General features: G+C 60.5%; 27 protein-coding genes. 14 read left to right on the top strand and 13 right to left on the bottom strand.

Going from position 1 to position 25892, the window contains the following annotated elements; genetic code table 11:
- Nucleotides 1–49 precede the first annotated feature (49 nt).
- The gene (ribB, locus tag NYR50_RS01985; RefSeq protein ID WP_174007683.1) at nucleotides 50–1150 is read left to right on the top strand and encodes a 3,4-dihydroxy-2-butanone-4-phosphate synthase; all 1101 of its coding nucleotides are present in this window, start codon (nucleotides 50–52) and stop codon (nucleotides 1148–1150) included.
- Between the two features lie 274 nt (nucleotides 1151–1424).
- On the opposite strand, the gene NYR50_RS01980 is transcribed toward ribB, so the two are convergent.
- The gene (locus NYR50_RS01980) at nucleotides 1425–2621 is read right to left on the bottom strand and encodes a winged helix-turn-helix domain-containing protein (RefSeq protein WP_418136617.1); all 1197 of its coding nucleotides are present in this window, start codon (nucleotides 2619–2621) and stop codon (nucleotides 1425–1427) included.
- A gap of 112 nt (nucleotides 2622–2733) precedes the next feature.
- Here NYR50_RS01980 and NYR50_RS01975 point away from each other — a divergent pair, with 112 nt between their 5' ends.
- From NYR50_RS01975 to dxs, 7 genes are all read left to right on the top strand, one after another.
- A complete protein-coding gene (locus tag NYR50_RS01975; RefSeq protein WP_418136616.1) occupies nucleotides 2734–3414 on the top strand; it encodes an energy-coupling factor ABC transporter ATP-binding protein in 681 nt (226 codons plus the stop codon).
- Complete coding sequence (locus NYR50_RS01970; RefSeq protein ID WP_418136615.1) at nucleotides 3411–4043, top strand: CbiQ family ECF transporter T component; 633 nt, start codon at nucleotides 3411–3413, stop codon at nucleotides 4041–4043. Before NYR50_RS01975 ends, NYR50_RS01970 begins: the two co-directional genes overlap by 4 nt.
- Before the next feature lie 5 nt (nucleotides 4044–4048).
- A complete protein-coding gene (locus NYR50_RS01965; RefSeq protein WP_418136614.1) occupies nucleotides 4049–4612 on the top strand; it encodes a biotin transporter BioY in 564 nt (187 codons plus the stop codon).
- A gap of 25 nt (nucleotides 4613–4637) precedes the next feature.
- Entirely contained in the window at nucleotides 4638–5573 is a 936-nt protein-coding gene (locus NYR50_RS01960) for a histone deacetylase family protein (RefSeq protein WP_418136613.1), read from the top strand.
- 2 nt (nucleotides 5574–5575) lie between these two features.
- Nucleotides 5576–5830, top strand: a complete 255-nt coding sequence (locus tag NYR50_RS01955; protein WP_374638540.1) for an exodeoxyribonuclease VII small subunit — start codon at nucleotides 5576–5578, stop codon at nucleotides 5828–5830.
- 312 nt (nucleotides 5831–6142) lie between these two features.
- A complete protein-coding gene (locus NYR50_RS01950) occupies nucleotides 6143–7066 on the top strand; it encodes a pirin family protein (protein WP_418136612.1) in 924 nt (307 codons plus the stop codon).
- An 89-nt stretch (nucleotides 7067–7155) separates the two neighbouring features.
- A complete protein-coding gene (dxs, locus tag NYR50_RS01945; protein ID WP_418136611.1) occupies nucleotides 7156–9075 on the top strand; it encodes a 1-deoxy-D-xylulose-5-phosphate synthase in 1920 nt (639 codons plus the stop codon).
- 56 nt (nucleotides 9076–9131) lie between these two features.
- Here the strand turns inward: dxs and NYR50_RS01940 are convergent, their stop codons facing one another.
- Nucleotides 9132–9494, bottom strand: coding sequence for a nuclear transport factor 2 family protein (locus NYR50_RS01940; protein ID WP_418136610.1), 363 nt, complete (start codon nucleotides 9492–9494; stop codon nucleotides 9132–9134).
- A 106-nt stretch (nucleotides 9495–9600) separates the two neighbouring features.
- Between NYR50_RS01940 and NYR50_RS01935 the strand changes: the two genes are divergently transcribed.
- Nucleotides 9601–10395, top strand: coding sequence for a helix-turn-helix domain-containing protein (locus tag NYR50_RS01935; RefSeq protein WP_418136609.1), 795 nt, complete (start codon nucleotides 9601–9603; stop codon nucleotides 10393–10395).
- Nucleotides 10396–10400: 5 nt separating this feature from the next.
- Nucleotides 10401–10709, top strand: a complete 309-nt coding sequence (locus tag NYR50_RS01930) for a putative quinol monooxygenase (RefSeq protein ID WP_418136608.1) — start codon at nucleotides 10401–10403, stop codon at nucleotides 10707–10709.
- 35 nt (nucleotides 10710–10744) lie between these two features.
- Here the strand turns inward: NYR50_RS01930 and NYR50_RS01925 are convergent, their stop codons facing one another.
- Genes NYR50_RS01925 through NYR50_RS01915 form a run of 3 tightly spaced genes read right to left on the bottom strand, consistent with a single transcriptional unit; the run spans nucleotide 10745 to nucleotide 12032 of the window.
- Nucleotides 10745–11116: a nuclear transport factor 2 family protein gene (locus NYR50_RS01925; RefSeq protein WP_418136607.1), complete on the bottom strand. Its 372-nt coding sequence runs from the start codon at nucleotides 11114–11116 to the stop codon at nucleotides 10745–10747.
- 41 nt (nucleotides 11117–11157) lie between these two features.
- On the bottom strand, nucleotides 11158–11541 hold the full coding sequence (locus NYR50_RS01920) for an ACT domain-containing protein (RefSeq protein ID WP_418136606.1): 384 nt from the start codon (nucleotides 11539–11541) through the stop codon (nucleotides 11158–11160).
- A gap of 38 nt (nucleotides 11542–11579) precedes the next feature.
- Complete coding sequence (locus NYR50_RS01915; protein ID WP_035214491.1) at nucleotides 11580–12032, bottom strand: Lrp/AsnC family transcriptional regulator; 453 nt, start codon at nucleotides 12030–12032, stop codon at nucleotides 11580–11582.
- Nucleotides 12033–12151: 119 nt separating this feature from the next.
- Here NYR50_RS01915 and NYR50_RS01910 point away from each other — a divergent pair, with 119 nt between their 5' ends.
- Nucleotides 12152–13114, top strand: a complete 963-nt coding sequence (locus NYR50_RS01910; RefSeq protein WP_418136605.1) for a nucleoside recognition domain-containing protein — start codon at nucleotides 12152–12154, stop codon at nucleotides 13112–13114.
- 69 nt (nucleotides 13115–13183) lie between these two features.
- Here the strand turns inward: NYR50_RS01910 and NYR50_RS01905 are convergent, their stop codons facing one another.
- Entirely contained in the window at nucleotides 13184–15205 is a 2022-nt protein-coding gene (locus NYR50_RS01905; RefSeq protein WP_010971110.1) for a methyl-accepting chemotaxis protein, read from the bottom strand.
- Nucleotides 15206–15483: 278 nt separating this feature from the next.
- Between NYR50_RS01905 and NYR50_RS01900 the strand changes: the two genes are divergently transcribed.
- Both NYR50_RS01900 and NYR50_RS01895 read left to right on the top strand, forming a co-directional pair.
- On the top strand, nucleotides 15484–16236 hold the full coding sequence (locus NYR50_RS01900; RefSeq protein WP_418136604.1) for a TlyA family RNA methyltransferase: 753 nt from the start codon (nucleotides 15484–15486) through the stop codon (nucleotides 16234–16236).
- Nucleotides 16233–17483, top strand: coding sequence for a class I SAM-dependent RNA methyltransferase (locus tag NYR50_RS01895; protein WP_418136603.1), 1251 nt, complete (start codon nucleotides 16233–16235; stop codon nucleotides 17481–17483). The genes NYR50_RS01900 and NYR50_RS01895 overlap by 4 nt, the downstream gene beginning before the upstream one ends.
- On the opposite strand, the gene NYR50_RS01890 is transcribed toward NYR50_RS01895, so the two are convergent.
- From NYR50_RS01890 to NYR50_RS01880, 3 genes are all read right to left on the bottom strand, one after another.
- Nucleotides 17484–17801 (bottom strand): hypothetical protein, encoded by a 318-nt coding sequence (locus tag NYR50_RS01890; protein ID WP_418136602.1) that lies wholly within the window; start codon nucleotides 17799–17801, stop codon nucleotides 17484–17486.
- A gap of 280 nt (nucleotides 17802–18081) precedes the next feature.
- Nucleotides 18082–18840, bottom strand: a complete 759-nt coding sequence (locus NYR50_RS01885) for a crotonase/enoyl-CoA hydratase family protein (RefSeq protein WP_418136601.1) — start codon at nucleotides 18838–18840, stop codon at nucleotides 18082–18084.
- Nucleotides 18841–18850: 10 nt separating this feature from the next.
- On the bottom strand, nucleotides 18851–20635 hold the full coding sequence (locus NYR50_RS01880) for an acyl-CoA dehydrogenase (protein WP_418136600.1): 1785 nt from the start codon (nucleotides 20633–20635) through the stop codon (nucleotides 18851–18853).
- Between the two features lie 221 nt (nucleotides 20636–20856).
- On the opposite strand from NYR50_RS01880, the gene NYR50_RS01875 reads away from it, so the two are divergent.
- Nucleotides 20857–21852, top strand: a complete 996-nt coding sequence (locus NYR50_RS01875; protein ID WP_080810377.1) for a transporter — start codon at nucleotides 20857–20859, stop codon at nucleotides 21850–21852.
- Nucleotides 21853–21912: 60 nt separating this feature from the next.
- Here the strand turns inward: NYR50_RS01875 and NYR50_RS01870 are convergent, their stop codons facing one another.
- The 4 genes from NYR50_RS01870 to NYR50_RS01855 all read right to left on the bottom strand — a co-directional run bounded on the left by NYR50_RS01870 (nucleotide 21913) and on the right by NYR50_RS01855 (nucleotide 25617).
- A complete protein-coding gene (locus NYR50_RS01870; protein WP_418136599.1) occupies nucleotides 21913–22428 on the bottom strand; it encodes a BA14K family protein in 516 nt (171 codons plus the stop codon).
- 218 nt (nucleotides 22429–22646) lie between these two features.
- On the bottom strand, nucleotides 22647–23108 hold the full coding sequence (locus NYR50_RS01865) for a BA14K family protein (RefSeq protein WP_418136598.1): 462 nt from the start codon (nucleotides 23106–23108) through the stop codon (nucleotides 22647–22649).
- A gap of 174 nt (nucleotides 23109–23282) precedes the next feature.
- Nucleotides 23283–24365, bottom strand: a complete 1083-nt coding sequence (locus NYR50_RS01860) for a 2Fe-2S iron-sulfur cluster-binding protein (protein WP_418136597.1) — start codon at nucleotides 24363–24365, stop codon at nucleotides 23283–23285.
- 7 nt (nucleotides 24366–24372) lie between these two features.
- Nucleotides 24373–25617 (bottom strand): aromatic ring-hydroxylating oxygenase subunit alpha, encoded by a 1245-nt coding sequence (locus tag NYR50_RS01855; protein ID WP_418136596.1) that lies wholly within the window; start codon nucleotides 25615–25617, stop codon nucleotides 24373–24375.
- Between the last annotated feature and the right edge of the window lie 275 nt (nucleotides 25618–25892).

Below are 25892 nucleotides of genomic sequence, written 5' to 3'. Positions count from 1 at the left end.
GAAACAAAAAGAGCGACGAACCGTTGCTCTGAAATAAGGGGATATCGCCATGGCCTATGACCAGAAACGCGTTGTCGACGCCATCCGCGCATTCGAAGCCGGCGAAATCGTTGTCGTGACCGATGACGATGACCGCGAGAACGAAGGCGATCTGATCATTTCGGCGGTTCACTGCACGCCGGAAAAAATGGCGCTGATCGTGCGCCACACCTCCGGCATCGTCTGCGCGCCCATGCCACGCGAAGAAGCCAAGCGGCTGAACCTCAACGCCATGGTGGCGGAAAACGACAGCGCCCACACGACGGCCTTCACCGTCAGCGTCGATTTCAAGCACGGCACCACGACCGGCATTTCCGCCGATGACCGCACCCTGACGGTGCGCAATCTTGCCAATCCCAATGTCGGCGCTTCCGATTTTACCCGGCCGGGCCATATTTTCCCGCTGATTTCCCGCGAAGGCGGCGTGTTGATGCGTTCCGGCCATACCGAAGCGGCGGTCGATCTCTGCCGTCTCGCCGGCCTGCCTCCCATCGGCGTCATCAGCGAGTTGGTGAATGATGATGGCAGCGTGATGCGCGGCCCGCAGGTGCTGGACTTCGCCGACAAGCACGGCATGAAACACGTCTCCGTTGCTGACCTCATCGCCTATCGCCAGCGCAAGGAAACGCTGGTGGAGATGGAATCCTCCTTCACCATCGAAACGCCCTTCGGGCCGGCCAAGGCGCAGACCTATTCCCTGCCCTGGGATCCGATGCAGCACATGGCCGTGATTTTCGGCGACATCAGAGATGGCGTCGACATTCCCGTGCGCCTGCATCCGGAAAATGTTGCCGACGACGTGTTCGGTGACCGCCAGCCGGTGCGGCACTATATGCAGAAGATCGCCGAGGAAGGCCGCGGCGTCATCGTTTATCTGCGCGAGGGCTCCGTTGGCGTCGGCCAGGTGGCCGGACGGCGCAAGGCGCGCGATCCCGACGAAGCGCATGCGCAGGCTCGTTCGCGCGAGAATGAATGGCTGGAAATCGGCCTTGGCGCACAGATCCTCAAAGACCTCGGCATCAGCTCCATCAAGCTGCTGACGACACGCGAACGGCACTATGTCGGGCTTGAAGGGTTCGGTATCCAGATTTCGGCGACGGATATCTGCTGATTTTAAGATTCAGTCTAGCTTCACAGCGCAATTGTGAAGCGAGCGTGTTCCATTTGTTTCTTCTCCCCGCCGGGGAGAAGTCCGCGGCAGCGGGATGAGGGGGCGAGCTCTCCGCATATCGCTAGCGTTGCCGCCTCATCCGACCCTTCGGGCCACCTTCTCCCCGGCGGGGAGAAGAAATATGCCGCAACGCCTTGCTACAATATTGCCCAAAGCGCGAGAATACGTTGCGTGTGAAACGCACTGGTCTGGCAATATCCTCAATCGACCGACCTCAGCTTTCCTCCCGCCAGCCCTCCAGATAATTCACGCTCTCAACACCCGTAAATTTCGCGAGCCGCGCCAGTTCGGCGTCGAGCTTCTCCAGCCGTCCGGCCGAGGCACGTACACCGGGTTCCAGCCACAGGCGCCGAACATCCAGCGTGCTGCGCTTGCGATCCGCCTTCATGTCGATGCGTCCAATCACACGGTCGCCCTCCAGAAGCGGGAAAACGTAGTAGCCATATTGCCGTTTCGGCTCCGGCACGAAGATCTCAATGCGGTAATAGAAACCGAACAGCCTCTCCGTCCGATTGCGGTCGCGCAGCAGCGGATCGAAGGGGCTCAAGACCCGGACGCGGGAAGACGGTTCCGGCACGTCCGTCAGGTCAGCGGTGAAATCGGCGAAGGCAAAAGACGGGCGGACGGTTTCGCCATCGCTGGAGAAAAGCGAAACTTCGCACAATTCGTCACGATGGTTTTTGACCCAGTCCCTGGCTTCCTGCGGGGTGACGAGATCGAAAAAGGCAGCGATTTCGCCGTGGGTGGCGAAACCCAACCGCTTCAGCGCCTGGCGACAGGCCCAGTCGACGAATTCGGCGTGCTCTACCTCGGTTTCGTGATGCTCGCCGGGAATGACCCGTTCGGCCAGATCATAGACCTTCTGGAAATTCACGCGGCCGGCAATTGCGAGCTTGCCGGTGTGCCAGAGATATTCGAGCGCGGTCTTCGAGGGATGCCAGTTCCACCAGCCGCCGGACTGGTGCCCCTCTTCCTTCAGCTCCCGCGCCAGAACCGGGCCTGTAGCCGCAATGCGCTCCAACGTTTCGCCGAAAGCGGCGTCGAAACCCTCGCCGTGCCATTTGCGCCAGCGCTCCTGAATGATCGGCTCGCGGCGGCGGAAGCGATGTTTCCAATATGGATAAAATTCCGTCGGCACGATGGAAGCGTCATGCGTCCAGTGCTCGAAAAGCGCGCGGTCCTTTTCCAGCAGCGTGGTCAGATGGTCACGCCTATAGGTCTGGTTGCGGGAGAAAATAATCTGGTGGTGGGCGCGCTCCACCGTGCCGATGCTATCCACCTGCACAAAACCGATATCGGTGATGAGCTGCAGCAGGTCGCTCTTGGAAAGCGCCTTGCCGGGCGGCGAGGAAAGCCCCTGCCGCGCCAGAAAAATCCGCCTTGCCGCTTCGTTTGAAACCTTGATCGCCATGGTGGCGAAGGTAGAACGGCTTTTTCAGGATTGCAATGTTCTTTTTTTGTTCCTTGTTTCACTTCTGTTGATGACGGGGTATAGAACCGGAAACGAGCGCGAGGATAAAAGCTTGGAAATCCGTTTCGACGCCGCCGGTGTCGCTTTCGAAGGTCGGCAGACCCTGCAGCCGCTGTCCTTGACATTGACGGAACGGCGTATCGGCGTGATCGGCCTCAATGGTTCGGGCAAGACCACCTTTGCGCGGCTGATCAACGGGCTGAACAAGCCAAGCCAAGGCAAGGTTTCGGTGAACAGCCTCGACACCGTGGCGGACGCCAAAGCGGTCTTGCAGGCGGTCGGTTTCATTTTCCAGAATCCGCAGAACCAGATCATCCTGCCGATCGTGCGTGATGATGTCGCCTTTGGTCTGAAACGGCTTGGTCTCAATAAGGCCGACACCGAAAGCAGGGTGAAGGCCGTTCTCGCCCGGCTCGGTATCGCGCATCTCGAGGAACGGCGCGCGCATGAGCTTTCCGGCGGGGAATTACAGCTTGCGGCGCTGGCGGCGCTTCTGGTTACCGAACCGCAAATCCTAATCCTCGACGAGCCGACCAACCAGCTTGATCTCAAAAACCGGGCTATCGTGGAAAAGACCATGGCAGCGCTGTCGCAATCGCTCGTCGTCATTACCCATGATCTGCCGTTGCTGCAAGGCTTTGATCGCGTTCTGGTTTTCCACGGTGGCGCGCTGATTGCCGATGCCGGCCCTGAAGAAGCATTGGCACGTTATCTGGAGGCCTTGGCACGATGAAATCGCTGCATGTCGAAGGCACAAGCTGGCTCTATCGCGTCTCGCCGCGCCTCAAGCTCATTACGCTGATGGTCTTCAGCATTGCGCTGTTTCTCACCCGCGATCTGCTTTTGCTGGGATGTGCCATGATTTTGGCCGCCTTCATCCTCCGTGAAACGCGGCTGCCGTTCCGGGAGATCGGACTGCGGCTACGCCCGGTGATGCTGACCATCCTGCTCATCGCGGCCTTCAGCTATCTGCTGCTGCCGGCTCAGGATGCGAGCGTCAATCTTCTGCGGCTGACGGCGCTGGCGCTGCTTGCCACCGCCGTCACCATCACCGTCAGCATCTCGCAATTCATGGACGAAATCACGCTCGCCGCCGCGCCGCTGGAAAGGCTGGGGCTGGTGAAGTCTGCCGATATCGGGCTTGCGGTCGGGCTCGTCGTGCGGTTTGTGCCTGAGATCGTCAACCGTTACCATGCGGTGCGTGATGCGCACCGGGCGCGCGGCCTGCCCGTGCGGATGGCCACCATCATCGTGCCACTCGTCATTATGACGTTGAAGGATGCCGATGCCATTGCCGACGCCATTGACGCGCGCGGTTTCAGAGGCCAAAGCTTGGCTCCAGACAACCATCCGGAGTTTTGAGCGCCATGACGACCCGCGACCTTGTGCTGATTTCGCTGTTTTCCGCCATCATCATCGCACTTGGGCTGCTGCCGCCGATCACGCTCGGTTTCATTCCGGTTCCCATCACCGCGCAGTCGCTTGGCGTCATGCTGGCCGGCGTCGTGCTGGGGGCAAAACGCGGCACGCTCGCGGTTCTGCTGACGATCCTGATTGCCGCCATCGGCCTGCCGGTGCTTTCGGGGGGACGCGGTGGTCTTTCGATTTTCACCACGCCGACCACCGGCTTCCTGATCGGCTGGATCGCAGCCGTTTTCGTAACCGGCTTCCTCTCGGAAAAATTCGTCCATCGCGGCCAGTCGGCTTTGGCGCAGGGCGTCGGTTTCTTCGTCGCCAGCCTGATCGGCGGCGTGGTGGTGCTTTATGCTTTCGGCATCACTTATCTGGCGCTGGTCGTCGGGCTTGGTTTCGAGAAGGCCTTCATGGGCTCGCTCGCCTTCATTCCGGGCGATGCGCTGAAGGCCATTCTTGCCGCACTGGCTGGCCGCGCCGTCATGGCCGGTTATCCGCTTCTGCCGCAGCGCGCCTGATCGAGCTTTCTCCGAGAGGACAAGAATGGCGACCCGCCTTTACGAACATCCTATCTTCCTTGAGCATATCACGCCCGAAGGCCACCCGGAGCGGCCGGACCGTCTGCGGTCGCTGAACATCGCGCTTGAACATCCCAATTTCGAGCGGCTGGACCGGAAGGAAGCGCCGCAGGCCAATGAGGATGCGGTGCTTGTGGCGCATCCGGAAGAGCATCTCCTTGCCGTCATGCGGCAGGTGCCGGAAGAGGACGGGGAGATCAACCGGATCGAGTCCGACACCTATCTCTCCCCGAAAAGCCTGCAGGCGGCGCTGACCGGCATCGGTGCGGCTATGGCTGCGGTGGACGACGTGTTTACCGGTGCGGCCGACAATGTCTTCGTCGCCGCGCGCCCGCCCGGCCACCATGCGGAAACCGCGAAGGCCATGGGTTTCTGTCTTTTCAACAATGTGGCGATTGCCGCCCGTCATGCGCAAAAGGCGCATGGTGCAGAGCGCATTGCCATCATCGACTGGGACGTGCATCACGGCAACGGCACGCAGGATATCTTCTGGAACGACACATCCGTGCTCTTTTGTTCCACACATCAGATGCCGCTTTACCCGTGGAGCGGCGATAAAAACGAAACCGGCGCAAAGAACAACATCGTCAACGCGCCGCTTTCACCCAATACCGGCAGCGACCATTTTCGCGAAGCGTTCAAATCGCGGGTTCTGCCGGCAATCGCCGATTTTTCGCCTGATCTCATCCTTATCTCCGCCGGTTTTGACGCGCATCACCGCGATCCGCTGGCGCAGATCAATCTGGTGGGCGAGGATTTTGACTGGGCAACCGGCCGGCTTCTGGAAATGGCCGATAAATACGCCTCCAACCGGGTCGTCAGCCTGCTGGAAGGTGGTTATGATCTGGAAGGGCTGGCGGAATCGGCAGCCATGCATATTTTGAGAATGATGAAGGGTTGAACATGACGGAAAATGCCAACACAGCCGATATAAGCGGATACTCCTTCGAGAAGGCCGTCGCCGAGCTGGAAAGCATTGTCGCCCGCCTGGAACGCGGAGATGTTGCGCTCAATGAATCTATCGACATCTATGACCGCGGCGAAGCCCTGAAGAAACATTGCGAGACGCTGTTGAACGCCGCCGAGAAGCGGATCGAGAAAATCCGTCTCGATCGCGCGGGCAAGCCGCAGGGTGTGGAGCCGCTCGACGGGGAATGACTGCGTTTAGCGGGAGCGTTTTGATGTGGTCCTACAGGCGGCCACGTCCCTGATCTGCACACTCGACGTCATCCTCGGGCTTGTCCCTGTTATCTGCAACCGATTGATTTTATTCGACGTGATTAGATCCTCGGCACAGGGCCGAGGATGATGGAGGAGAGGTTTGCAAACCTTAGTCAGCGATGATCGCGTGAATTAAGCCTCTCACAATCTCGTGTTCCCTCAGGCAAGTTAACACTGCGTTCGATATCGCTATGCTCCCCAAACCTTCGGTTATGCTAAACTCCGGCCAGACGATACGAGGAGCAAGCGATGTCCTTCTTTCCCGGTAACGATCCCGTCGCGGGTGATGCCTTTGCCTGCGATGCCATCGAGAATCTCATCATTCCCCGCACCAGCGATATTGGCGGCTTTGCCGTGCGCCGCGCGCTGCCGACGCGGCAGCGGCGGCTTGTCGGGCCGTTCATCTTTTTCGACCGCATGGGGCCAGCGATCCTGAAGGCCGGTGAGGCGCTGGATGTGAAGCCGCATCCGCATATCGGGCTGTCCACCGTCACCTATCTGTTCGACGGCGAAATCAAGCACCGCGACAGTCTCGGCACCGAACTCGTCATCCGCCCCGGCGATATCAACCTGATGACGGCCGGGCGCGGCATCGTGCATTCGGAACGCACGCCGGAAAATCTGCGTGGCCATCCGCTTTCCATGTCCGGCCTGCAGACCTGGCTGGCACTGCCCGACAACATGGAAGAAATCGCCCCCGCCTTTGCCCACACGGCGAAAGAAGACATGCCGCTGATCGATATCAAAGGTGCGTCGGGCCGGGTGGTGATCGGCGAATTCGAAGGCCTCACCTCCCCCGTTTCGGCTTTTACCGATACGCTTTATGTCGATCTTTCGCTCGAGCCGGGGGTAAAATTCCCCTTCTCCGCCGATCATGAGGAGCGGGCGATCTATATTCTGTCCGGTTCGCTCGATGTGGCCGGCGATATTTTCGCAGCCGATCAATTGCTCGTCTTCCGGCCCGGCGACGACATCACGCTTCAGGCCGGCAGCAATGGCTGCCACGTCATGATCTTCGGCGGGGCGGCGCTCAATCAGCGCCGTTACATCTGGTGGAACTTCGTTTCGTCATCAAAAGAACGCATAGAACAGGCCAAACAGGAGTGGAGAACAGGTCGCTTCGACATCGTTCCCGGTGACGAAGAAGAGTTTGTCCCTTTGCCGGAAGGTTGAAATTCTATAGAAGTATACGACATGCAGGGCTCACCCGCCGGCTTTCGCGATAGAGGGCGCCCTGCGGACCACCAGAAAAGGCCGAACGATTGACCGGAATGCCACAGACACCATTGCTCGACCGGGTGAATTTCCCCTCCGATCTCAAGGAGATCGATGATCGCGACCTGCCGGAACTGGCACGGGAACTGCGCGACGAGATGATTGACGCCGTGTCGAAGACCGGTGGCCATCTGGGTGCCGGCCTTGGCGTGGTGGAACTGACGATTGCCATTCACAAGGTGTTCAACACGCCGGAAGACCGGCTGATCTTCGATGTCGGCCATCAATGTTATCCGCACAAAATCCTGACCGGCCGGCGTGACCGCATCCGCACCTTGCGGCAGGAAGACGGGCTTTCCGGCTTCACCCGGCGGGCCGAAAGCGAATATGACGATTTTGGCGCCGGCCATTCCTCCACTTCCATTTCCGCCGGTCTGGGCATGGCGGTGGCGGCAGGGCTCGGTGGCAGCGACCGCAAGGTGATCGCCGTGATCGGCGACGGTTCGATGTCAGCAGGCATGGCATTCGAGGCGCTCAACAATGCAGGTGCGCTCGATGCGCGGCTGATCGTCATCCTCAACGACAACGACATGTCGATTGCGCCGCCGACGGGCGCGATGAGCGCCTATCTGGCGCGGCTGGCCTCCGGCCGCACCTATATGGGCTTTCGCGATTTCGGCAAGAAACTGACGGCCTATCTCGGCAAGACTATCGACCGCGCCATTACCCGCGCCGTGACCCATGCGCGCGGTTACGTGACCGGCGGCACGCTGTTCGAGGAGCTTGGTTTCTACCACATCGGCCCGATCGACGGTCATTCCTTCGATCACCTTTTGCCGGTGCTGCGCAATGTGCGCGACAACCAGAAAGGTCCTGTTCTCATCCATGTGGTGACGCAGAAGGGCAAGGGTTACGCGCCGGCAGAAGCGGCGGCGGACAAATATCACGGCGTCAACAAGTTCGACGTCATCACCGGCGCGCAGGCGAAAGCCAAGCCGAATGCGCCGAGCTATACCAGCGTCTTTGCCGAAGCGCTGATCCAGGAAGCGACGCTTGACGAGAAGATCATCGGTGTAACGGCGGCCATGCCTAATGGCACCGGCCTCGACAAGATGGCGGAGCTTTTCCCGGCCCGCACCTTCGATGTCGGCATTGCCGAGCAGCACGCCGTCACCTTTGCGGCCGGGCTTGCGGCCGATGGTTACAAGCCGTTCTGCGCGCTTTATTCCACCTTCCTGCAACGCGGTTACGACCAGTTGGTGCATGATGTGGCGATCCAGAGCCTACCCGTGCGTTTCCCGATCGACCGCGCCGGTTTTGTCGGTGCGGATGGACCGACCCATGCTGGCTCCTTCGACACGACCTTCCTCGCCACCCTGCCGGGCATGGTGGTGATGGCAGCCTCGGATGAGGCGGAGCTGAAACATATGGTGCGCACGGCAGCGGCCTATGATGAAGGCCCGATCTCCTTCCGGTATCCGCGCGGCGAAGGTGTCGGCGTTGAAATGCCGGCACGCGGTGAGATTCTCCAGATCGGCAAAGGCCGCATCATCAAGGAAGGCACCAAGGTTGCCCTCCTCTCCTTCGGAACGCGGCTGGCGGAATGCCTCGCGGCCGCCGAAGATCTCGATGCCGCCGGCCTTTCCACCACGGTTGCCGATGCGCGCTTCGCCAAGCCGCTCGATCTCGATCTCATTCGCCAGCTGGCCAGCCATCACGAGGTTCTGGTGACCATCGAGGAAGGTTCCGTCGGCGGTTTTGGCGCCCATGTGCTGCATTTCATGGCCAGCGCCGGGTTGCTCGACCATGGACCTAAGGTCCGCACGCTGACCCTGCCCGACCAGTGGGTGGAACAGGCAAAGCCCGAGACCATGTATGCCAATGCCGGCCTCGACCGCGCCGGCATTGTTTCCACCGTGTTCAATGCGCTTGGGCAGCGTCAGGCTGGCGTGGGGTTTGCGGGCTGAAGCACGCTTGCCAAGGTGAAGGAGGCGGGCAGATGATCCCGCCCCTCGTCACTGTTTTATGCCGCCGCGCCATCAAGAAAACCGACGACATTGTCGATCCGGCCTTCGGCATCGCGGCTGACGACATCGGTGCCGCCGGCGACATCGTCTCCGTCAGGCGAAATCAGACGCCATGAGAAACGGGTGAAATCGCCGTGTCCGTCAGGGGTGCCCGTCAGCACGAAGCGATATCCGGGAAATTTCTGCCGCGCCGCCTCGATCATGGTGGCTATCCCCTTCTGGCCCTCGCCCTGCATCAGGGGGTCGATATAACGGGCGGTTTCGGCCCATGCCTTGTTTACCATCTGTTTGCGACGTTCGCCGTCTGCCTCGTTCCAGACCGCGAGATAGGTTTCGGCGATTGCGAGATGCTGTGTCATGATTGCGCTCCTTTGGGTTGACGGCCTGAGCATGCCGAGGGTCGGGAAGCGGAACAATTACTTCTGAGGTAATCGCATTGGCGATGTCTTCTGCTAGGCTGCGGGCATGACACATCATCGCGAACATGTCGGCCAAGTGCTGAAAGAATGGCGAGCCCGCCGCAGATTGAGCCAGCTCGATCTGGCGCTGGAGGCGGACATATCCACGCGCCATCTGAGTTTTGTCGAAAGCGGTCGCTCTTCCCCCAGCCGCGACATGCTGGTGCGGCTGGCGGAGCAGCTTTCAATGCCCGCCCGCGCCGCCAACCGGCTGATGCTGGCGGCGGGTTATGCACCTGTTCATTCTGAACGGTCACTGGATGCACCTGACATGACGGCAGTCCGGCAAGCCGTCGAAACCGTGGTGCATGGGCATATGCCCTTCCCCGCCCTTGCCGTCGACCGGCACTGGAACGTGGTTCTCGCCAATGATGCGATCACATCGCTGCTTGCCGGCGTTTTCGCCGAACTGCTTCAGCCGCCGCTCAATGCGTTGCGGCTGAGCCTTCATCCCGGTGGCTTGAGTTCCCGCATCGTCAACCTTGCCGAATGGCGGCACCACCTGCTGGAACGGCTGAAACGCCAGGTTGAGGAAACGGGAGACGACGTGCTTTCCCGCCTGTATGCGGAGCTTGCGTCCTATCCCGCACCGAAGCTTTCTGCCCATGCCGACGGGGCCGATCCGCTGGCGATACCGCTCCGGCTTCGTGATCCGTCTTCGGGTGCTATCCTCAGCTTCATCTCCACCACCACGGTTTTCGGCACCGCCACGGATGTCACACTGTCCGAACTGGTGCTGGAATGTTTCTACCCCGCCGATGCGGCAACCCGCGCGGTCCTGATGCAAGGCACCCAGGAGTAAGACCCGTGCACACCACCTATCTCATCGGCTTTCAGGTGCGCCCCGGCCAGCGCGAGCGTTTTCTCGAATTGCTGAACGCGCTGCTCGACGCCATGCGACACGAAAAGACCTTCGTGAACGCAACCCTGCACCGGGATGGTGAAAACGAGAACCGCTTCCTGCTGCATGAGACCTGGAGCGACCATCAGGATGTCATCGACGTTCAGATCAACCGCCCCTATCGGCAGACGTGGCACGATGCCCTGCCGGATCTTCTGGATGCGCCGCGGGATATTTCCGTCTGGCATCCCATGCGGGCCGACCACGCTGCATAAAAGCCCGCGCACGAGACGCGGGTCCTCTACACGCGCTAGGGTTTTTGCGACATTATCCGCGGCTCGCCGATCTTGAACCACGCCTTCACGATCCTGCCGTTTTCAACTTCATAGATGCAGGCAACGTCGACCTCTCCCTTTCCTTCCGGAAAGTTCCGCGTGACGGTCTCATGGTCGATGACGACATTTCCAACAATAACGCGCGTCAGCAGTTCCCCGTATAAATCCGGCTCCTTGAAGCGCTCGATGTGGCGCACTCGTATCTCGGCCGCGTTTCCTGCCAGAAGCGTCGCCGGGAACGCGTAATACTGACAATCATCCGCCCACCAGGCCATGAATGCGTCGATGTCGCGGGCATTATAGGCCTCCAGCTGCTTTTGCACCGGGAGTTCGATTTCATTGTTCAAAACGTACCTCTTTTAGAAAAGCCGTCGTGGCAAAATGGATTTTAAAGGAGTGAATGCCCTGCATTTGCCAGCAGGTCGGCCACTTTCTCCAGATCATTGGATTTCACCAGCAGGTGGTCGCCATCAAAAGTCGAAACCACGAATATTCCTATTCCATTGGTCGACAACGGCGCGATGACTGACAGCACGATGCCGGTCTCATCAAAAGCAAACGGACCCTGAAACTTGAAACACGACCAACCCGGATCAACCCGCACATCCTGCGGTATACGATCTATCAGGCAGACGATGGAAAGTTCGTCATCGGTCCTGTTGATGCTGACAAAGCCGCCGCCATCGGCCCATGCCGGAATGGCCTCGGACGCGGGAAGCCGGGCTATCCCATAGGAACCATCCAGGATTTTCAGTTTAATGCGAGGCGCCATCTGGAAATTACCTTTCTGAAAAACCGCGACGGTTCCGGTTAAAGCCGGATCGCCGTTTCTTCTTTCGCCGTCTTGATGACGACCATGGTGAAGAAGCGCGCGACATTGTGCTGGTCGCGGAAAAGCCGGTCGCACAGGGCGTCGAATTCCTCCATGTCGCGCAGCCGCAGCATCAGGACGACATCGGTTGCGCCGGTGACCGCATAGGCGTGGGATACGGCCTCTTCGGCGCTCGCAATGTCCAGAAAGCGGCGCATATGTTGCTCGCCGTGCAGTTTCAGCTCCACCGTCACCAGCGCCTTGAGGACCCGTCCCGCCTTGGCGGGGTTGAGGATCGCGACAATGCGGTCGATCACGCCGGATGCGCGCAGGCGCTGCAGGCGGCGCAGGCAGCTGGAAGGAGACAGTCCCACCTCATCGGCCATATCCACATTGGTGCGCGAGGCATCGCCCTGTAGAATATTCAGTAGTTTCCGGTCGATCCGATCCATGTTGGCAGCTTAGCTCTCTTGAGTTCATTTGCAATAAAATTGCAAGAGAATGCAATCTTTGACCACAAATGCGAAAGGCTTCGGCCTAGAGAAGAGGGGCGATCTTCAGGGAGCCTCAAATGCCATTTTCAACAACCGTCCGGCAGAAAACGCGGGAAACGCTCGGAATTTACTGGGTACTCGTGCGGATTACCGTTCCGATCGCCATATTGACCGAAGTTCTATCGAGAATGGGGGCAATCGAGACGGTTGCACCGGCCTTTGCGCCCGTCATGAACCTCATCGGACTTCCCCCGGAACTCGGTCTTGCCTGGCTGACGGCGATGCTGGTCGGCATATGGGGCGCGGTGCCGCTCATCTTCACACTTGTTCCAGCATCGTCATTGAGCGCCGCGGATATTACCGTTTTTTCGGCGCTGATCCTCTTTGCCCACGGTCTGCCTATCGAGCAGAAGATCATTGAAAAGGCAGGGCCGGGCATGCTCGTTTCCACGGTGCTGCGCATCGGCGGCGGGCTGCTTTATGCGTTTCTGCTGCACCAGCTTCTGGAGGCGACTGGATGGTTGTCTGCACCGGTGAACCCTGCCTGGATTGCGATGAGCGCCACACCTGAATGGACCGGCTATTTCCTCGGTCTCGGGGAAACCATGGTCTGGATGTTTGTCATCCTCCTTGCCCTGTCGTTCGGACTTGAAATCCTTCGCGTCACCGGTCTGCTGGCGCTGATGATGAAGGCGCTTTCACCGCTCCTGCGTCTTGCCGGCATTCGCGGCGAGGCGGAACATCTCACCGCCATCGGTCTGTTCCTGGGGATTTCCTATGGTGCGGGTTTCCTGATCCGCGAAGCGCAGTCGGGGACGATCTCACCACGCCAGGTGTTTCTATCCTGCGTGTTCATGGGTTTTGCCCATAGCGTGATTGAAGACACGCTGGTGGTGATGTCGCTCGGCGCCGACGTCTATGGCGTTCTCATCGGGCGGCTTGTTTTCGCCGTTGCGGCGACCGCCGTCATTGCCGCCCTGCTGCACCGACTGTCCGATGAGCAGTTTTTTGCCCGGATGTTCCGAGTGCAGGGAACATGATATCTCAAGTGATGATGCAAAAACGGGGCCCTGCGGCCCCGTTTTCCGTTATTCAATCTGAAAACGGTCTCAGAATTCCGTCCAGTCCTGATCCTTGGCAGCCGGTGCTTCGGCAGCGCCGCCGAAGGCGCGGGCGAGGCTCTGGCCAAGCGCGCGGGCGGGAGAAGCGACCGGCCGTGCGGCTGCGGAAGCCGACTTGACCGGGGCCTTGCGAACCGGTGCGGCGGGCGCGGGCTGGAAGGCGGGCTTGGCGGAAGACTGGCGCGGCGCGGAATATCCACCGGCACCGGCGACGGCGGCGCGCGTACCGCCCATCCGGAACTGGCCAAGCAGGCTGTTCAGCGCTTCCGCTTCGCGGGCCAGCGAATGGCTGGCGGCGGTCTGCTGTTCCACCATGGCGGCATTCTGTTGCGTGCCCTGATCCATCGTGTTCACGGCCGTGTTGATTTCCTGCAGGCCGGTTGCCTGTTCGCGGGCGGCAACGACGATGGCGCTGACATGGGCGTTGATCTCTTCGACTTCCGACACGATGAGTTCCAGAGCCTTGCCGGTCTCATCGACCAGATTGACACCGTTTTCCACCTGCTGGCTGGATGCGCCGATCAGCGTTTTGATTTCCTTGGCGGCATTGGCGGAGCGCTGGGCGAGTTCGCGCACTTCCTGTGCGACAACAGCAAAACCCTTGCCGGCATCACCGGCGCGGGCCGCTTCCACACCGGCATTCAGCGCCAAGAGGTTGGTCTGGAAGGCGATATCGTCGATGACGCCGATGATATTGCCGATTTCGCCCGAGGATTTCTCGATCTCGCGCATGGCGGCAACCGCCTTGCGGACCACGACGCCCGACTTCTCCGCACCGGCGCGGGCGCGCTGAACCAGATTGCCGGCATCCTCCGCACCGCGGGCGCTATCACGCACCGTGGTGGTGACTTCTTCCAGAGCCGCAGCGGTTTCTTCGATGGAGGCCGCCTGCTGTTCGGTGCGGCGCGACAGGTCGTCGGCGGCAGAGAGCATTTCCGAAGCGCCGGCATTGATGGCGGCGGCGTTTTCACCCACCGTGCGCAGCGCCTGCTGCAGCTTTTCGACCGCGCTGTTGAAATTCACGCGAACCGGATCGATGGCAGGCACAAAAGGCGTTTCGATGCGATAGGAAAGATCGCCATCGGCGAGAGCGGCAAGGCCCTTGCCAAGCTCGGCGCTGGCGAAGGCGCTGGCGGCTTCGTCGCGCGCCTTTTCTTCCTCGTTGCGGCGGCGTTCGGCGTCCGTTGCGGAGCGCATGCGGTCAGTCTCCCCGGCAAGGCGGGATTTTTCGAGACCGGCTTCCTTGAAGACCAGAACGGCCTTCGCCATCTTGCCGACTTCGTCGCCACGATCCGTGGCGGGAACTTCCGTCGTCAGGTCGCCATCAGCAAGCCGGCTCATGGCCGCCGTCATGCCGACGATCGGCGTGACGATTGAGCGCGACAGCGCCCAGATCAGGAGAACGGCGAGAAGGCCGGCGACGGCACCGCCGCCCAGAAGCGCGTATTCCAGATTGCGGGCGGCAGCCTGCTGTTCAGCAGCGTAGACGGTGGACAGGCCGTTCAGCTGTTCCTTGATCTTGGCGGCGGCAGCGCGGAAGCCATCAAGCTGACCTTTCGCCTGGTTGCGGCCGATCTCGATGATTTCAGAAATCGGCGCTTCCGTCGTCTTGCGGGCGGCGATCTGCGGCTCTGCCAGTTCCTTGAAGAACACGGTGGCGGATTTTTCCATATCGTCGATGGACTTCAGGATATCAGGCTGGCCGGCGGCCAGGGCGCGGGCGTCGCTGAGCTTCTTCAGCATCAGTTCGCGCTGTGCGAAGACATCATTATAGGTGCTGTCGCTGCGGAACAGCAGGAAACCGCGCTGGTTGACGGCCTGTTCCAGCATGGCGGCCGTCGCACCATCCACAGCCTGGATGATGTCCTTGGTGCGGTTGTTTTCAATCGTGACACGCTCGCTCCCCCGGGTCTGCCAGAACACAACCGCAGACGCGAGCAGACACACGCCCATCAAGGCACAGAAGGTGGCTATGAGCTTCAGGTTAATGGGGAGATTTTTCAGCGACATCGCAAACTCTCTCGGCGACCCGATGCCACGGAGCAAACGTCTGCGCTGCAACGGCCGCAATTTCTGGAAAATGGGGGAGACGCCGTCATGGCAGGTTCCGACCGGCCACACGGGCCTTGCGGACAAAGTGCATTACAAGACTTTATATTGGATTAATCTCATATGTCGTTTTCATGATACCCGCGGCATATTTCTTATGCCGCCCGGAGGGCTTGTGGGGCGGTTCCAGCGATAAATCGCTTGCATCTGCGGGGTTTGGCGGTCATTGACACGGGATCATGTCCAAAACATCTGAAAATGAACGGCTAGACCAGCTTCTTGTGTCGCTTGGCCACTTTGCCAGCCGCTCGCGTGCGCGCGACGCGGTTTCGCGCGGCACCGTGAGCGTGAACGGCAAAATCGTCACCAAACCGAGCCAGACCGTTGCTGCGAATGTCAAGATCGCCATCACCGATCCGGCGCAGGCTTACGTCTCGCGCGCCGCCCTGAAGCTCACAGCCGCGCTCGATCATTTCAAGCTCGATCCGAGGGGCCTCGACTGCCTCGACGTCGGTGCATCGACCGGCGGCTTCACCGAGGTGCTGCTGCATCGCGGCGCGAAACACGTCGTCGCCATAGATGTCGGCCACGGGCAGATCCATCCAAGGATCGAGAACGATGCGCGCGTCACCAGCCTGGAAGGGCTGAATGCGCGCTTCCTCACCACTGATGATATCGATGAACGACCCATCGGCTTCATCGTTTCCGATGTGTCCTTCATTTCGCTGAAGCTTGCGCTTGCGCCTGCGCTCGAGCTTGCGGAACCGGGTGCTCTGGCGGTTCTGCTCGTCAAGCCGCAATTCGAGGCGGGGCGTGATGCCATCAGCAAGGCAGGCCTTTTGAAGGAGCCGGAAACGGCGCCCGCCGTGGCGGCCGAGCTGGAACGCTGGCTGACCGAGGACATGGGCTGGAAAAGCCTCGGCCTCATTCCCTCGCCGATTTCCGGCGGCGACGGTAATGTCGAATTTCTTCTCGGAGGCGAAAAGCCATGAGCACACAGACCGTCACCATCAAGAGCCTCGGCGCACAGGGCGATGGCATCGCACACTGTCCCGACGGCCCGGTCTACGTGCCCTTCGCGCTACCCGGCGAAACGGTCGCCATCGCCAAGGTCAAGGATCAGGGCACGGTCATATCGATAGCGCAGGCCTCGGCAGACCGCCGTGACCCCGTCTGTCGTCACTTCGGCCCCGAAGGCGTCAACGGCACCTGCGGCGGCTGTTCGTTGCAGCACTTCGCCGATGCGCCTTACCGCGCCTACAAGCGGGAACTGGTGATATCGGCCCTGAAATCGAAAGGCCTGACGCCTGATGTCGACGATCTCGTCATCTGTCGCCCCGGCGAGCGCCGCCGTGCGGTGTTTGCCGCCCGCAAGACGGAAAAGGGTCTGCTGCTGGGCTTCAGCCAGGCGAACAGCCATCACATCGTCGCCATCGAGGAATGTCCCGTCACCTCGCCGGGCATCGTCTCACGGTTCGATGCCATCCGCGCCATCGGGCTTTCCATGGTGGCAAATGCCGAGCCTTTCCGCATCACCGTTCTCGAAACGCTCTCCGGTCTCGATATTTCCGTCGAGGGCATCAAGTCGGTCAATGACAAGCAGCGGCGCACGCTCACGGAAACGGTGCTGGCCATGCGCGGCATTGCCCGCGTTTCGCTGTCGGGGGAAATCCTGATCGAACCACAAAAGCCGATCATCGAATTCGGCGGCGTCCCGGTTTCGCCGCCGGCCGGCGGTTTCACGCAGGCGACGAAGCAGGCCGAAGACGCCATGGCGGAGCTGGTGCTTGCCCATGTGGGCAAATCCAAACGCATTGCCGATCTGTTCTGCGGTTCCGGCACCTTTGCGCTCAGGCTCGCGCGCATCGGCAGGGTGCATGCGGTAGAAGCCGAAGACAAAGCGCTGAAGGCACTCGATTTCGCCGCCCGTAACACGCAGGGCCTGAAACCGGTGAGCGTCGAAAAGCGTGATCTCTTCCGCCGGCCGCTGATGACAAGCGAACTCAAGAATTACGACGCGGTCGTGTTCGATCCGCCGCGCGCCGGTGCGGAAGTCCAGTGCAAGGAACTGGCCCGCAGCACGGTGAAGAAGATCGTTGCGGTGAGCTGCAATCCGCTGACACTCGCACGCGATCTCGCCATCCTCACGGAAGGCGGCTACCGCGTCACCCGCGTCACGCCGGTCGACCAGTTCCTGTGGTCGCCGCATGTGGAAGCAGTGGCGGTGCTGGAGAAATAATCACCAGGCGGTATCGACCGTACCGCTGCCGACCACGCCCGAGCAGCGGCAGGCGCCGCCAACACGGCCCTGCTCTATCGGGCAGATATAGGGGCGGCGGCGATTGGCGCTCTCCGGCGGGGTGACAACGCAGACGAAACGCGCGCGTCGCTGGCGGTCACGATTGCTGCCGGAGTAATAGTCCTGGCTACCATCATTATAGGACTGCGCCAGAATGATATCGTTGCCGGACGCCATGGGCACCGGCGTGATTACCGCCGCTTCGCCAAGGGTTGATGCGGAGAGGAAGACGGACAGGGCGAAAACGACGTGACGCATGCGGAGGCCTTCGGACGGAGAATTGCGATCCAACGTTGCGGGACCGGTTGGAACGACCATACATAATCCGCATTCACAAGCACAGCGGCCTTGCTCGGCATCGCCACTTGTTTCTTCTCCCCGCCGGAAGGTGGCCCGAAGGGTCGGATGAGGGGGAACCCTCACCGAATAACGCAGGCCTTGCCCCCTCATCCCGCTGCTGCGACCTTCTCCCCGGCGGGGAGAAGAAACAAGCGGCACACTCTCTGACGGCAAGCAACGACCCCGTTTTCTTGAGCGCTTAACGGCGCATGAAGGCCTCGAAGGCAGCGCGGGCTTCCGCACTCTGCAACTGCGCGACGAAGTGGCGGCCTTCCTCTTCGATGCGGGCAAGTATGTCTTGCGGGTTACCGCGAACCAGATCACGGGCGATCTTCAGCGCCTGCTGCGGTTTGGCGGCAAGGCGGGTGGCGAGCGCCAGCGTTTCGGTTTCTACGTGTTCCGGAGCTACAACCTTCCAGATCAGCCCGGCCTGCATCGCCTGTTCGGCGGAAAAACCCTCGCCCATGGCAAGCAGCGCAAAGGCGCGCTGGTGGCCGATGAGTTTTGGCACAAGCAGGCTGGAGGCCGCTTCCGGCACCAGTGCCAGATCCACGAAGGGCGTCTTGAACAGGCTGCGGCTGGAGGCGACCGTCAGGTCACAATGCAGGTTCAGCGTCGTGCCGATACCGATGGCGAGCCCGTCCACGCCGGAAACCAGCGGCTTTTCGAAGGCGACCAGCGCTTTCAGAAATTCGAGTGCCGCAAGCTTGCCCTTGCCGCCCGACATGGCGAAGGCCAGGAAATCGGCCATGTCATTGCCGGCGGAAAAGCAGCCTTCCGTGCCGAGAAATGCGACCACCCGAATTTCCGTGTTCGCATTGGCAGCATGCAAGGCTTCGGCCATGCGCAGATACATGGCATCGGTGATGGCGTTTTTCTTCTCCGGCCGGTTGAAGCGGATGGTCAGAACCTCAGGCGCATGACCAACCGGCTCGACAAGAATATGATCGTCCGACATCTGAAACTCCTCAAGCCAACAGGGTGCGGGCGGCGGCAAGGCTTGCCGCGCCTGATATAACGCGATCCTTCAGCGCCGCCGTTTCCGCCAGCAGGTTTTCCGCCGTGAACCGGCAAAGTGCTGCGCGATGCCCGCCCCTGCCATCATCGACGGAGACCAATGCGCCCTTGGCGAGATAGGCACCGGTGAGCGCCAGACCGAAGAGCCGCTGATAGGCCGTGGCACCGGCAAGCGCGGTTTCGTTTTCCCCAGCCTTGATGCGGGAGAGCAGCCAGTCGGTCGTCGTTTCCAGATCGTTGAGGCTCGCTTCAAGATAACGGGCGGTCTCGCCAAGGTCATCGCGGTTCGAGGCGGCCGTCCGGGCGGCAATCTCACGCAATTCGCCAATGAAACCGCGCACCTGAGCACCCTCGGAGAGCGGCAGCTTGCGCAGCACCAGATCGATGGCCTGAATGCCGTTGGTACCCTCGTAAATCGGGGCGATACGGGCATCGCGTAGATAACGCGCAGCACCTGTCTCCTCGATGAAACCCATGCCGCCATGCACCTGAATGCCCATGGAGGCGACATCCACACCGGCATCGGTGGAAAAGGATTTGGCAATGGGCGTCAAAAGGGCAGCGCGCTCCTGCCAGTGAGCGCGCTGGGAGGCGTCTTCGCTCGCATGCGCCATGTCGATGGCATGGGCGCAGCTGAAGGAAATCGCCCGCGATCCTTGCGTCAGCGCCTTCATGGTCAGAAGCGTTCTGGCGATGTCGGGATGTTCGATAATCGGGCTCATGCCGGAACCCTGCCAGCCGGGCGCCTTGCCCTGCGTGCGCTCTTTCGCGTATTCGATCGCCTTCTGGGTCGCCGCTTCGCAGATCGCCACGCCCTGCATGCCGACCGCAAGGCGGGCGCTGTTCATCATGGTGAACATGCAGGCAAGGCCCTTGTTCTCCTCGCCGATCAGCCAGCCGAGAGCGCCCTTTTCGTCACCGAATTTGCCGTCGCCGAAGATCATCGTGCAAGTGGGTGAGCCGTGAATGCCGAGCTTGTGCTCCAGCGAATGGCAGAACAGGTCGTTGCGGCTGCCCGGTGCACCGTTTTCATCGGGCAGGAATTTCGGCACGAGGAACAGCGAGATGCCGCGCGTTCCGGCCGGCGCATCCGGCAGACGGGCGAGAACGAGGTGGATGATATTATCCGCCGCATCGTGTTCGCCCCAGGTGATGAAAATCTTCTGGCCGAAGATGCGGTAGGTGCCGTCACCATTGCGCTCCGCCCGGGTCTTTAAGACACCGAGGTCCGATCCCGCATGGGGTTCGGTGAGGTTCATGGTGCCGGTCCATTCACCGGATACGAGTTTCGGCAGATAGGTTCGCTTCAGATCATTACTGCCATGGGTAACGATGGCTTCCACCGCGCCCATGGTGAGCGTCGGCGCCAGCGCAAAGGCCATGGAGCCGGAATTCCACATTTCGAGTGCTGCGACATTCAGCATGTGCGGCAGGTTCTGGCCGCCGAATTCTTCGGGCGCCGTCAGGCTGTTCCAGCCCGCTTCCGCCCAGCTGCGGTAAAGATCGGCCCAGCCGTCGGGCGTCGTGACCTTGCCGTCGGTGAGCTTCGCGCCCTGACGGTCGCCAATATCGGCGAGCGGGGCGACCTCTCCTGTGGCGAAACGGCCGGCTTCCTCCAGAATGGCATCAACGAGATCTTCGCTCAGGTCTCCCAGCACACCCTTTGAGAGCGCGTCTTCAAGACCCGCCACATGCTTGAGTGTAAAGGCGATATCATCCACCGGCGCGCTATACATGCTGCCTCCTCCCGAAGCTCTTGCATCTTGCTACTGCCCTCGGGCTAAATGATTTTTACGTAAACGTCAATTTGAAAATTCCCACGATTTCGACAGGTTTGTTATAAAACTGTCATGTGAATTTGCTCAGCATGCGCAGACATGCGCCTCGCCGCTGCCGCTCCCACACCGGAACGACGGACGCCTCCCCTCCTCCCATCCCGCCGGTCAGGACTGCCACGATGGATCTCATAACGCCTACCATTCCCGGCCTTGTCTGGGCCTATCATTTTCATCCGGGCACAGCCCCGTGCCGCCGGCTGGCGCCCGATGCCGGTTTTGAGGACATGGCAGGATATGAGGGGTTCTACTGGCTGCATCTCAATCTCGCCGACCAGCGGGTTGCCGGCTTCCTCGAAACGATTGTCGGCCTCGATCCGGCGGCAAGGGCAAGCCTCACCACCCATGAGACGCACCCTTCCATCGTGGTCGATGAAAAATCGCTCTACGGCACGCTAGTCGATTTCCAGCGGGAATTCGACAAGGAAACGCGCGATTTCGGCTGGCTGCATTTTGCGGTGAGCGACCGCTTCATCATCACCACCCGCCTGCAGCCGCTGCATTCGGTGGACCGGCTGAAGGCGGCGGTCGACAAGAATTCCAACCGCTACCTCACGCCATCGCATGTCTTCGAAGGTCTCGTGGCCGAATTCCAGCGCTCGCTCATCAATCTGGTGATGGAGACGACGGAAGAACTCAATGCCATCGAGGATATGGTTTATGACAGCGAAAACCGCGACGAGCGGCGCCGCCTAGCCCCGCTGCGCCGCACGGTCGTGCGCCTGCACCGGCATTTGCGCACGGTGCTTACCCTGATGCGGCGCGCTTCCGCCGCCGATGACGACGAGATGCCTGACGGTTTCGAGGATGTCGCTTCCCGCCTGATGGGACGGCTCGAAGCGGTCGATCACGACGTCTATGCGCTGCAGGAGCGCGCAAGGCTGCTGCATGAAGAAATCGATTCCAAACTCTCGTCCGAAACCAACCGGCACCTTTATATCCTGTCGCTGATGACTGCTTTCCTGCTGCCGCCATCGCTGGTGACCGGTTTCTTCGGCATGAATACGGATGAGCTGCCGTTTACCGTCGGCACTGGCGGCACCATGGCAGCCAGCATCTTCATCGTGATTTCGGTGGCGCTTGCCTGGTTCGTCCTGAAGCGCGCGCGGATCTTATGACAGCAAAAAGCCGCCCGGTGGTGACCGGACGGCTCAGTCGATCTTAGCCCGTTATTTCTATCAGCCGTACGGCGAATAGCACTGCTGGCGCGGGCCGTTATAAGGTTGGAACGTGTTGCTATAGGCATCGTAGGAACGATAGCGGCCAAAGCACCAGTTCACATGCGCCTGGTTCATGTTACCCCGGCGAACCGGACGGTATTCGCGATAGACCGGACGCGGACGATATTCCGGAACCGGGCGATAGACTTCACGCGGCTGCGAGAGAGCGCCGCCGATGATCGCACCCGTCGCAAAGGCTGCGAGCGGGAACCAGTAACCGTCGTGGCGACGGTAGCCCGGGCGGTAATCGCGATAACCGCGATGACCGCGATAAAAGCCGCGGCGATCACCCCAGCCGTCACGATCACGCCAGTACTGGACGTTCACGATATTCTTGCTGGCGTCGTTGCCGGCGGTCTCAACCCCCTTCGGCGCGACGGGCACTGGCATTGCCGCTTCCGCCGGAATGATTGCTCCTGCAACCACGATTGCAGAAAGACCGACAGCCAAGATATTCTTCACATAGCTTTTCATCTGACTTCCTCCATTCACGACGGTCGACAGGCCGTAGGACGTGAATTTCTGTTGTTCTGACTTCTGCCTTTCTACAGGCAGTGTCGTATGGTTCTACAGCCTAGGGACGTGTGGCTGAACCTACGATTAACGGCCCGATCACGCTTCGTTTATCAAAAAACATGGCGCTTCCGAGCTCAGACAAAAGCCCGGTCAGGACCGGGCTTTTGCTCGTGCAATTAGCGGCTGTAGGGCGAGACGCAGATGCGACGCGGACCGCTGTTCGGCTGATAGGTGTTGTCATAGGCGCGATACGAACGCCAGCGATTCTGACACCAGGAAACATGGCTGCCGCCATAGGCCGGACGCGGCTGCTGCATGGCACCGCCGATGATGGCGCCGGTGGCGAAAGCGGCAAGCGGGAACCAGTAACCGTTGTGATAACGGTAACCCGCGCGACGGTCACGGTAGCCGCGGTGACCATTGTAAAAGCCGTCGCGATGCGGGGGCGGACGACGCATGTGACGACCGTCCCAATGGCGGCGGCGATCCCACTCGCGGTACTGTACATTCACGACGTTTTCGGTCGCTACAGCCGGCTTGGTGATCGGCACCGGCGCTTGAAACGCCTGGGATGGCGTGAAGCTGGTGAAGAACACGATAATCGCTGTAGCGACGCTCGTTGTCCGGAAATTCAGCATGATCTTCCTCCATTTGCTCTGACGCCTTTAATAGCGCCTTTCACCGTGCTCTTGTCGGAGGTCAGGGCCAGCCCTCGCCCGAAAAGAATTCGATGACGTGCAAACGAGTTTGCTAAAATTTAGTTCCAGACAACTATCCGGCGAAGGAAAATTAGAACGTGACGCCGTTGGGCGTCACGCCTCCACCTTGATGTCGGTCAATGGCCGTGAGCAGCAGGCGAGAATATAGCCTTCCTCGATTTCGTCATCGAGAATGCCGCCATTGTGATTCATCTCCACCTCGCCGGAAAGCTTCAGCACCCGGCAGGTGCCGCAGATACCGGATTCGCAGGCGGCGCCGATGCGGACACCGGCGGCACGCGCGGTCATGAGAACCGTCTGGCCTGGCTGGCAGGGCAGCTCTTTTCCAGAAAGGGTGAAGCCCACCATGGACAGCGCTTCGCCGTCGGCACCGGTGAGAACTGTTTCACCCACGCTGACCGGGGCGGCCGGCGCAAAGCTTTCCTGATGATAACGGCTCATATCGAAGCCGGATGCGTCGAGCATGGAGCGGACGGCGGCCATGAACGGCTCCGGTCCGCAGCAGAAGACGGTGCGATCCATGAAATCATGTGCCAGCAACGCGATCTTGGCCTTGTCGACCATGCCCCTCAGTCCGGACCAGAGATCGGTACGACCGCATTTCTCGACAATGAAGCCGAGCGACAGGTTGGGCATGAAACGGGCGAGATATTCCAGCTCGTGGCGGAAGACGATATCGCCGGGGGTGCGTGAACAGTTGATGAAGGTGATGTCGCTCTGCGGCGCGCGGTCGCTCATGTCGCGCACCATCGACATCATCGGTGTGACGCCGGAGCCTGCCGAGATGAACAGATATTTGTCGCCGGGATGCTTGACGTAGGAAAAATCGCCGAGCGGTCCGAGCGCCCGGATTTTCATGCCGGGCTTCAGATTATCGAACATCCAGCGCGTGCCGATGCTGTTGGCCTGCGCCTTCACCGTGACCGACAGCGCATAGGGCCGCGACGGGCTGGAGGACAATGTGTAGGTGCGGTAAACGGGCTCCGTACCCACGGGCAATTCCAGCGTGACGAACTGGCCCGGCAGATAACGGAACCAGTTCTGGTCCTCGGAGCGGAACAAGAACGTCATCACGTCCGATGTCTCAGGCGTCACTGAAATGCATTCCAGCAGTTGGAGCTTGTCGCTCCACGGCTTCATCTCGTCTATGTGCTTGTAGGTCACAACCATATTCATCTTCGCATCACGCTACAGCCGAGAGCCGGGCCTTGTCGCCGGAGAGGCGATCGACCATGAAATCGGAATACCAGTTGACGAACTGCATTACGCCGCCCTCGTCTTCCATGGAATAGGGACCGGGCTGGTAGGCGGGCGAGCGAATGCCGAAGGCATTTTCCTCGACGATGCGGCGGTCCTGATCGTTGGTTTCGTTCCAGACATGGGTGAGGTCTTCGAGATCGTAATCCACGCCTTCAACGGCATCCTTGTGCACCAGCCATTTGGTAGTGACCATGGTCTCTGTGGCGCTGAGCGGCAGCACCCGGAAGGAAATGGTGTGGTCGCCAAGGAAATGGTTCCAGGTCGTCGGATAGTGGAACAGAAGCAGCGCGCCGATATGGCTGATGCTGACATCCTCCGACAGCGGCCGGCGCACGGCGCGTTTGCCCGACATGGTGTAGCTTTCCGCCTCGCCGATCAGCGGCATACGGGCAACACGGAACTGACCCTTCGGATCGATCTTGAAGCGGCTCGGCAGGCCGGCCGCCTCGCAGCGCGCCCAGTGGCCGCCGATTTCGGGATCGCTCGCGCCGCCATCCGTTCCCGTCACGCTCGGGTTTTCGGGATAGGTGCGGCAGAGTTCGGGGTGGTTGGCGGCGCAATGGTAGCACTCGCGGTTGTTTTCCCAGACGAGCTTCCAGTTGCCCTTTTCGATGATGGTGCTTTCATGCGCGACCTTGGCTTCCCAGATGCGGTGCGGGGCCATGTAGCTTTCGACCTCGGCGCGCATCGGCGCGAAATCGGCGGGCTGGTCGGCAAGGCAGATGAAGACGTAACCGGCAACGGTCTCGCAGGCGACCGGCTTCAGGCCGAATTCCGCCTTGTCGAAATCTTCGCCCATATGGCGGGCAAACAGCAGCTTGCCATCCAGATCATAGGTCCACTGGTGATAGGGACAGACGAGACGGGCGGCCTGGCCCTTCTGCGCGCTGCAGACGCGCGAGCCACGATGGCGACAGGAATTTTGCAGGGCGCGGATCTGACCGTCGCGGCCGCGAACGATGACCACCGAATATGCACCGACCTGAACGGTCATGTAGTTGCCGGACTTGGGCACCTCGCAATCATGGCCAACGAACAGCCAGTCGCGATACCAGATCGTCTCCATATCCAGCTTGAAATAATCCGGGTCCGTGTAGAAAGGCTGCTCCAGGCTAAAGCCTTCGCGGCGGTTCTTCAGCTGGCGCAATACGGTGTCACGCAATTCCATGGCCAAATCCTCGATCAAACCGCCCTGCCCGGCACCATTTGCGGGGGTTGCGGAAGCATGTAATCATCTAAACACCGGCGGTCATTTGCGGGAGCACAAACAGCGACATCGGCTTCCGCATTGGCGACAAATTGCGACATGCGCAATTCGCACTATCTGCCCATTCCGCCGGGAAATCCAAAGGCTCTTCAGCGCCTGACATGACGTCGCAATATGACGCATGATAGCGCTTGCCCTCTTCTCCACCCATTAAAAAACGGGAGGTGCCGCGCAAC

The organism is Agrobacterium sp. El2ro-1b (assembly GCF_048298475.1).
GTDB classification, from domain to species: Bacteria; Pseudomonadota; Alphaproteobacteria; order Rhizobiales; family Rhizobiaceae; genus Agrobacterium; species Agrobacterium fabrum.
Note: the sequence above shows the minus strand (reverse complement) of the source record. Positions and strands in the feature narration are given on the sequence as shown.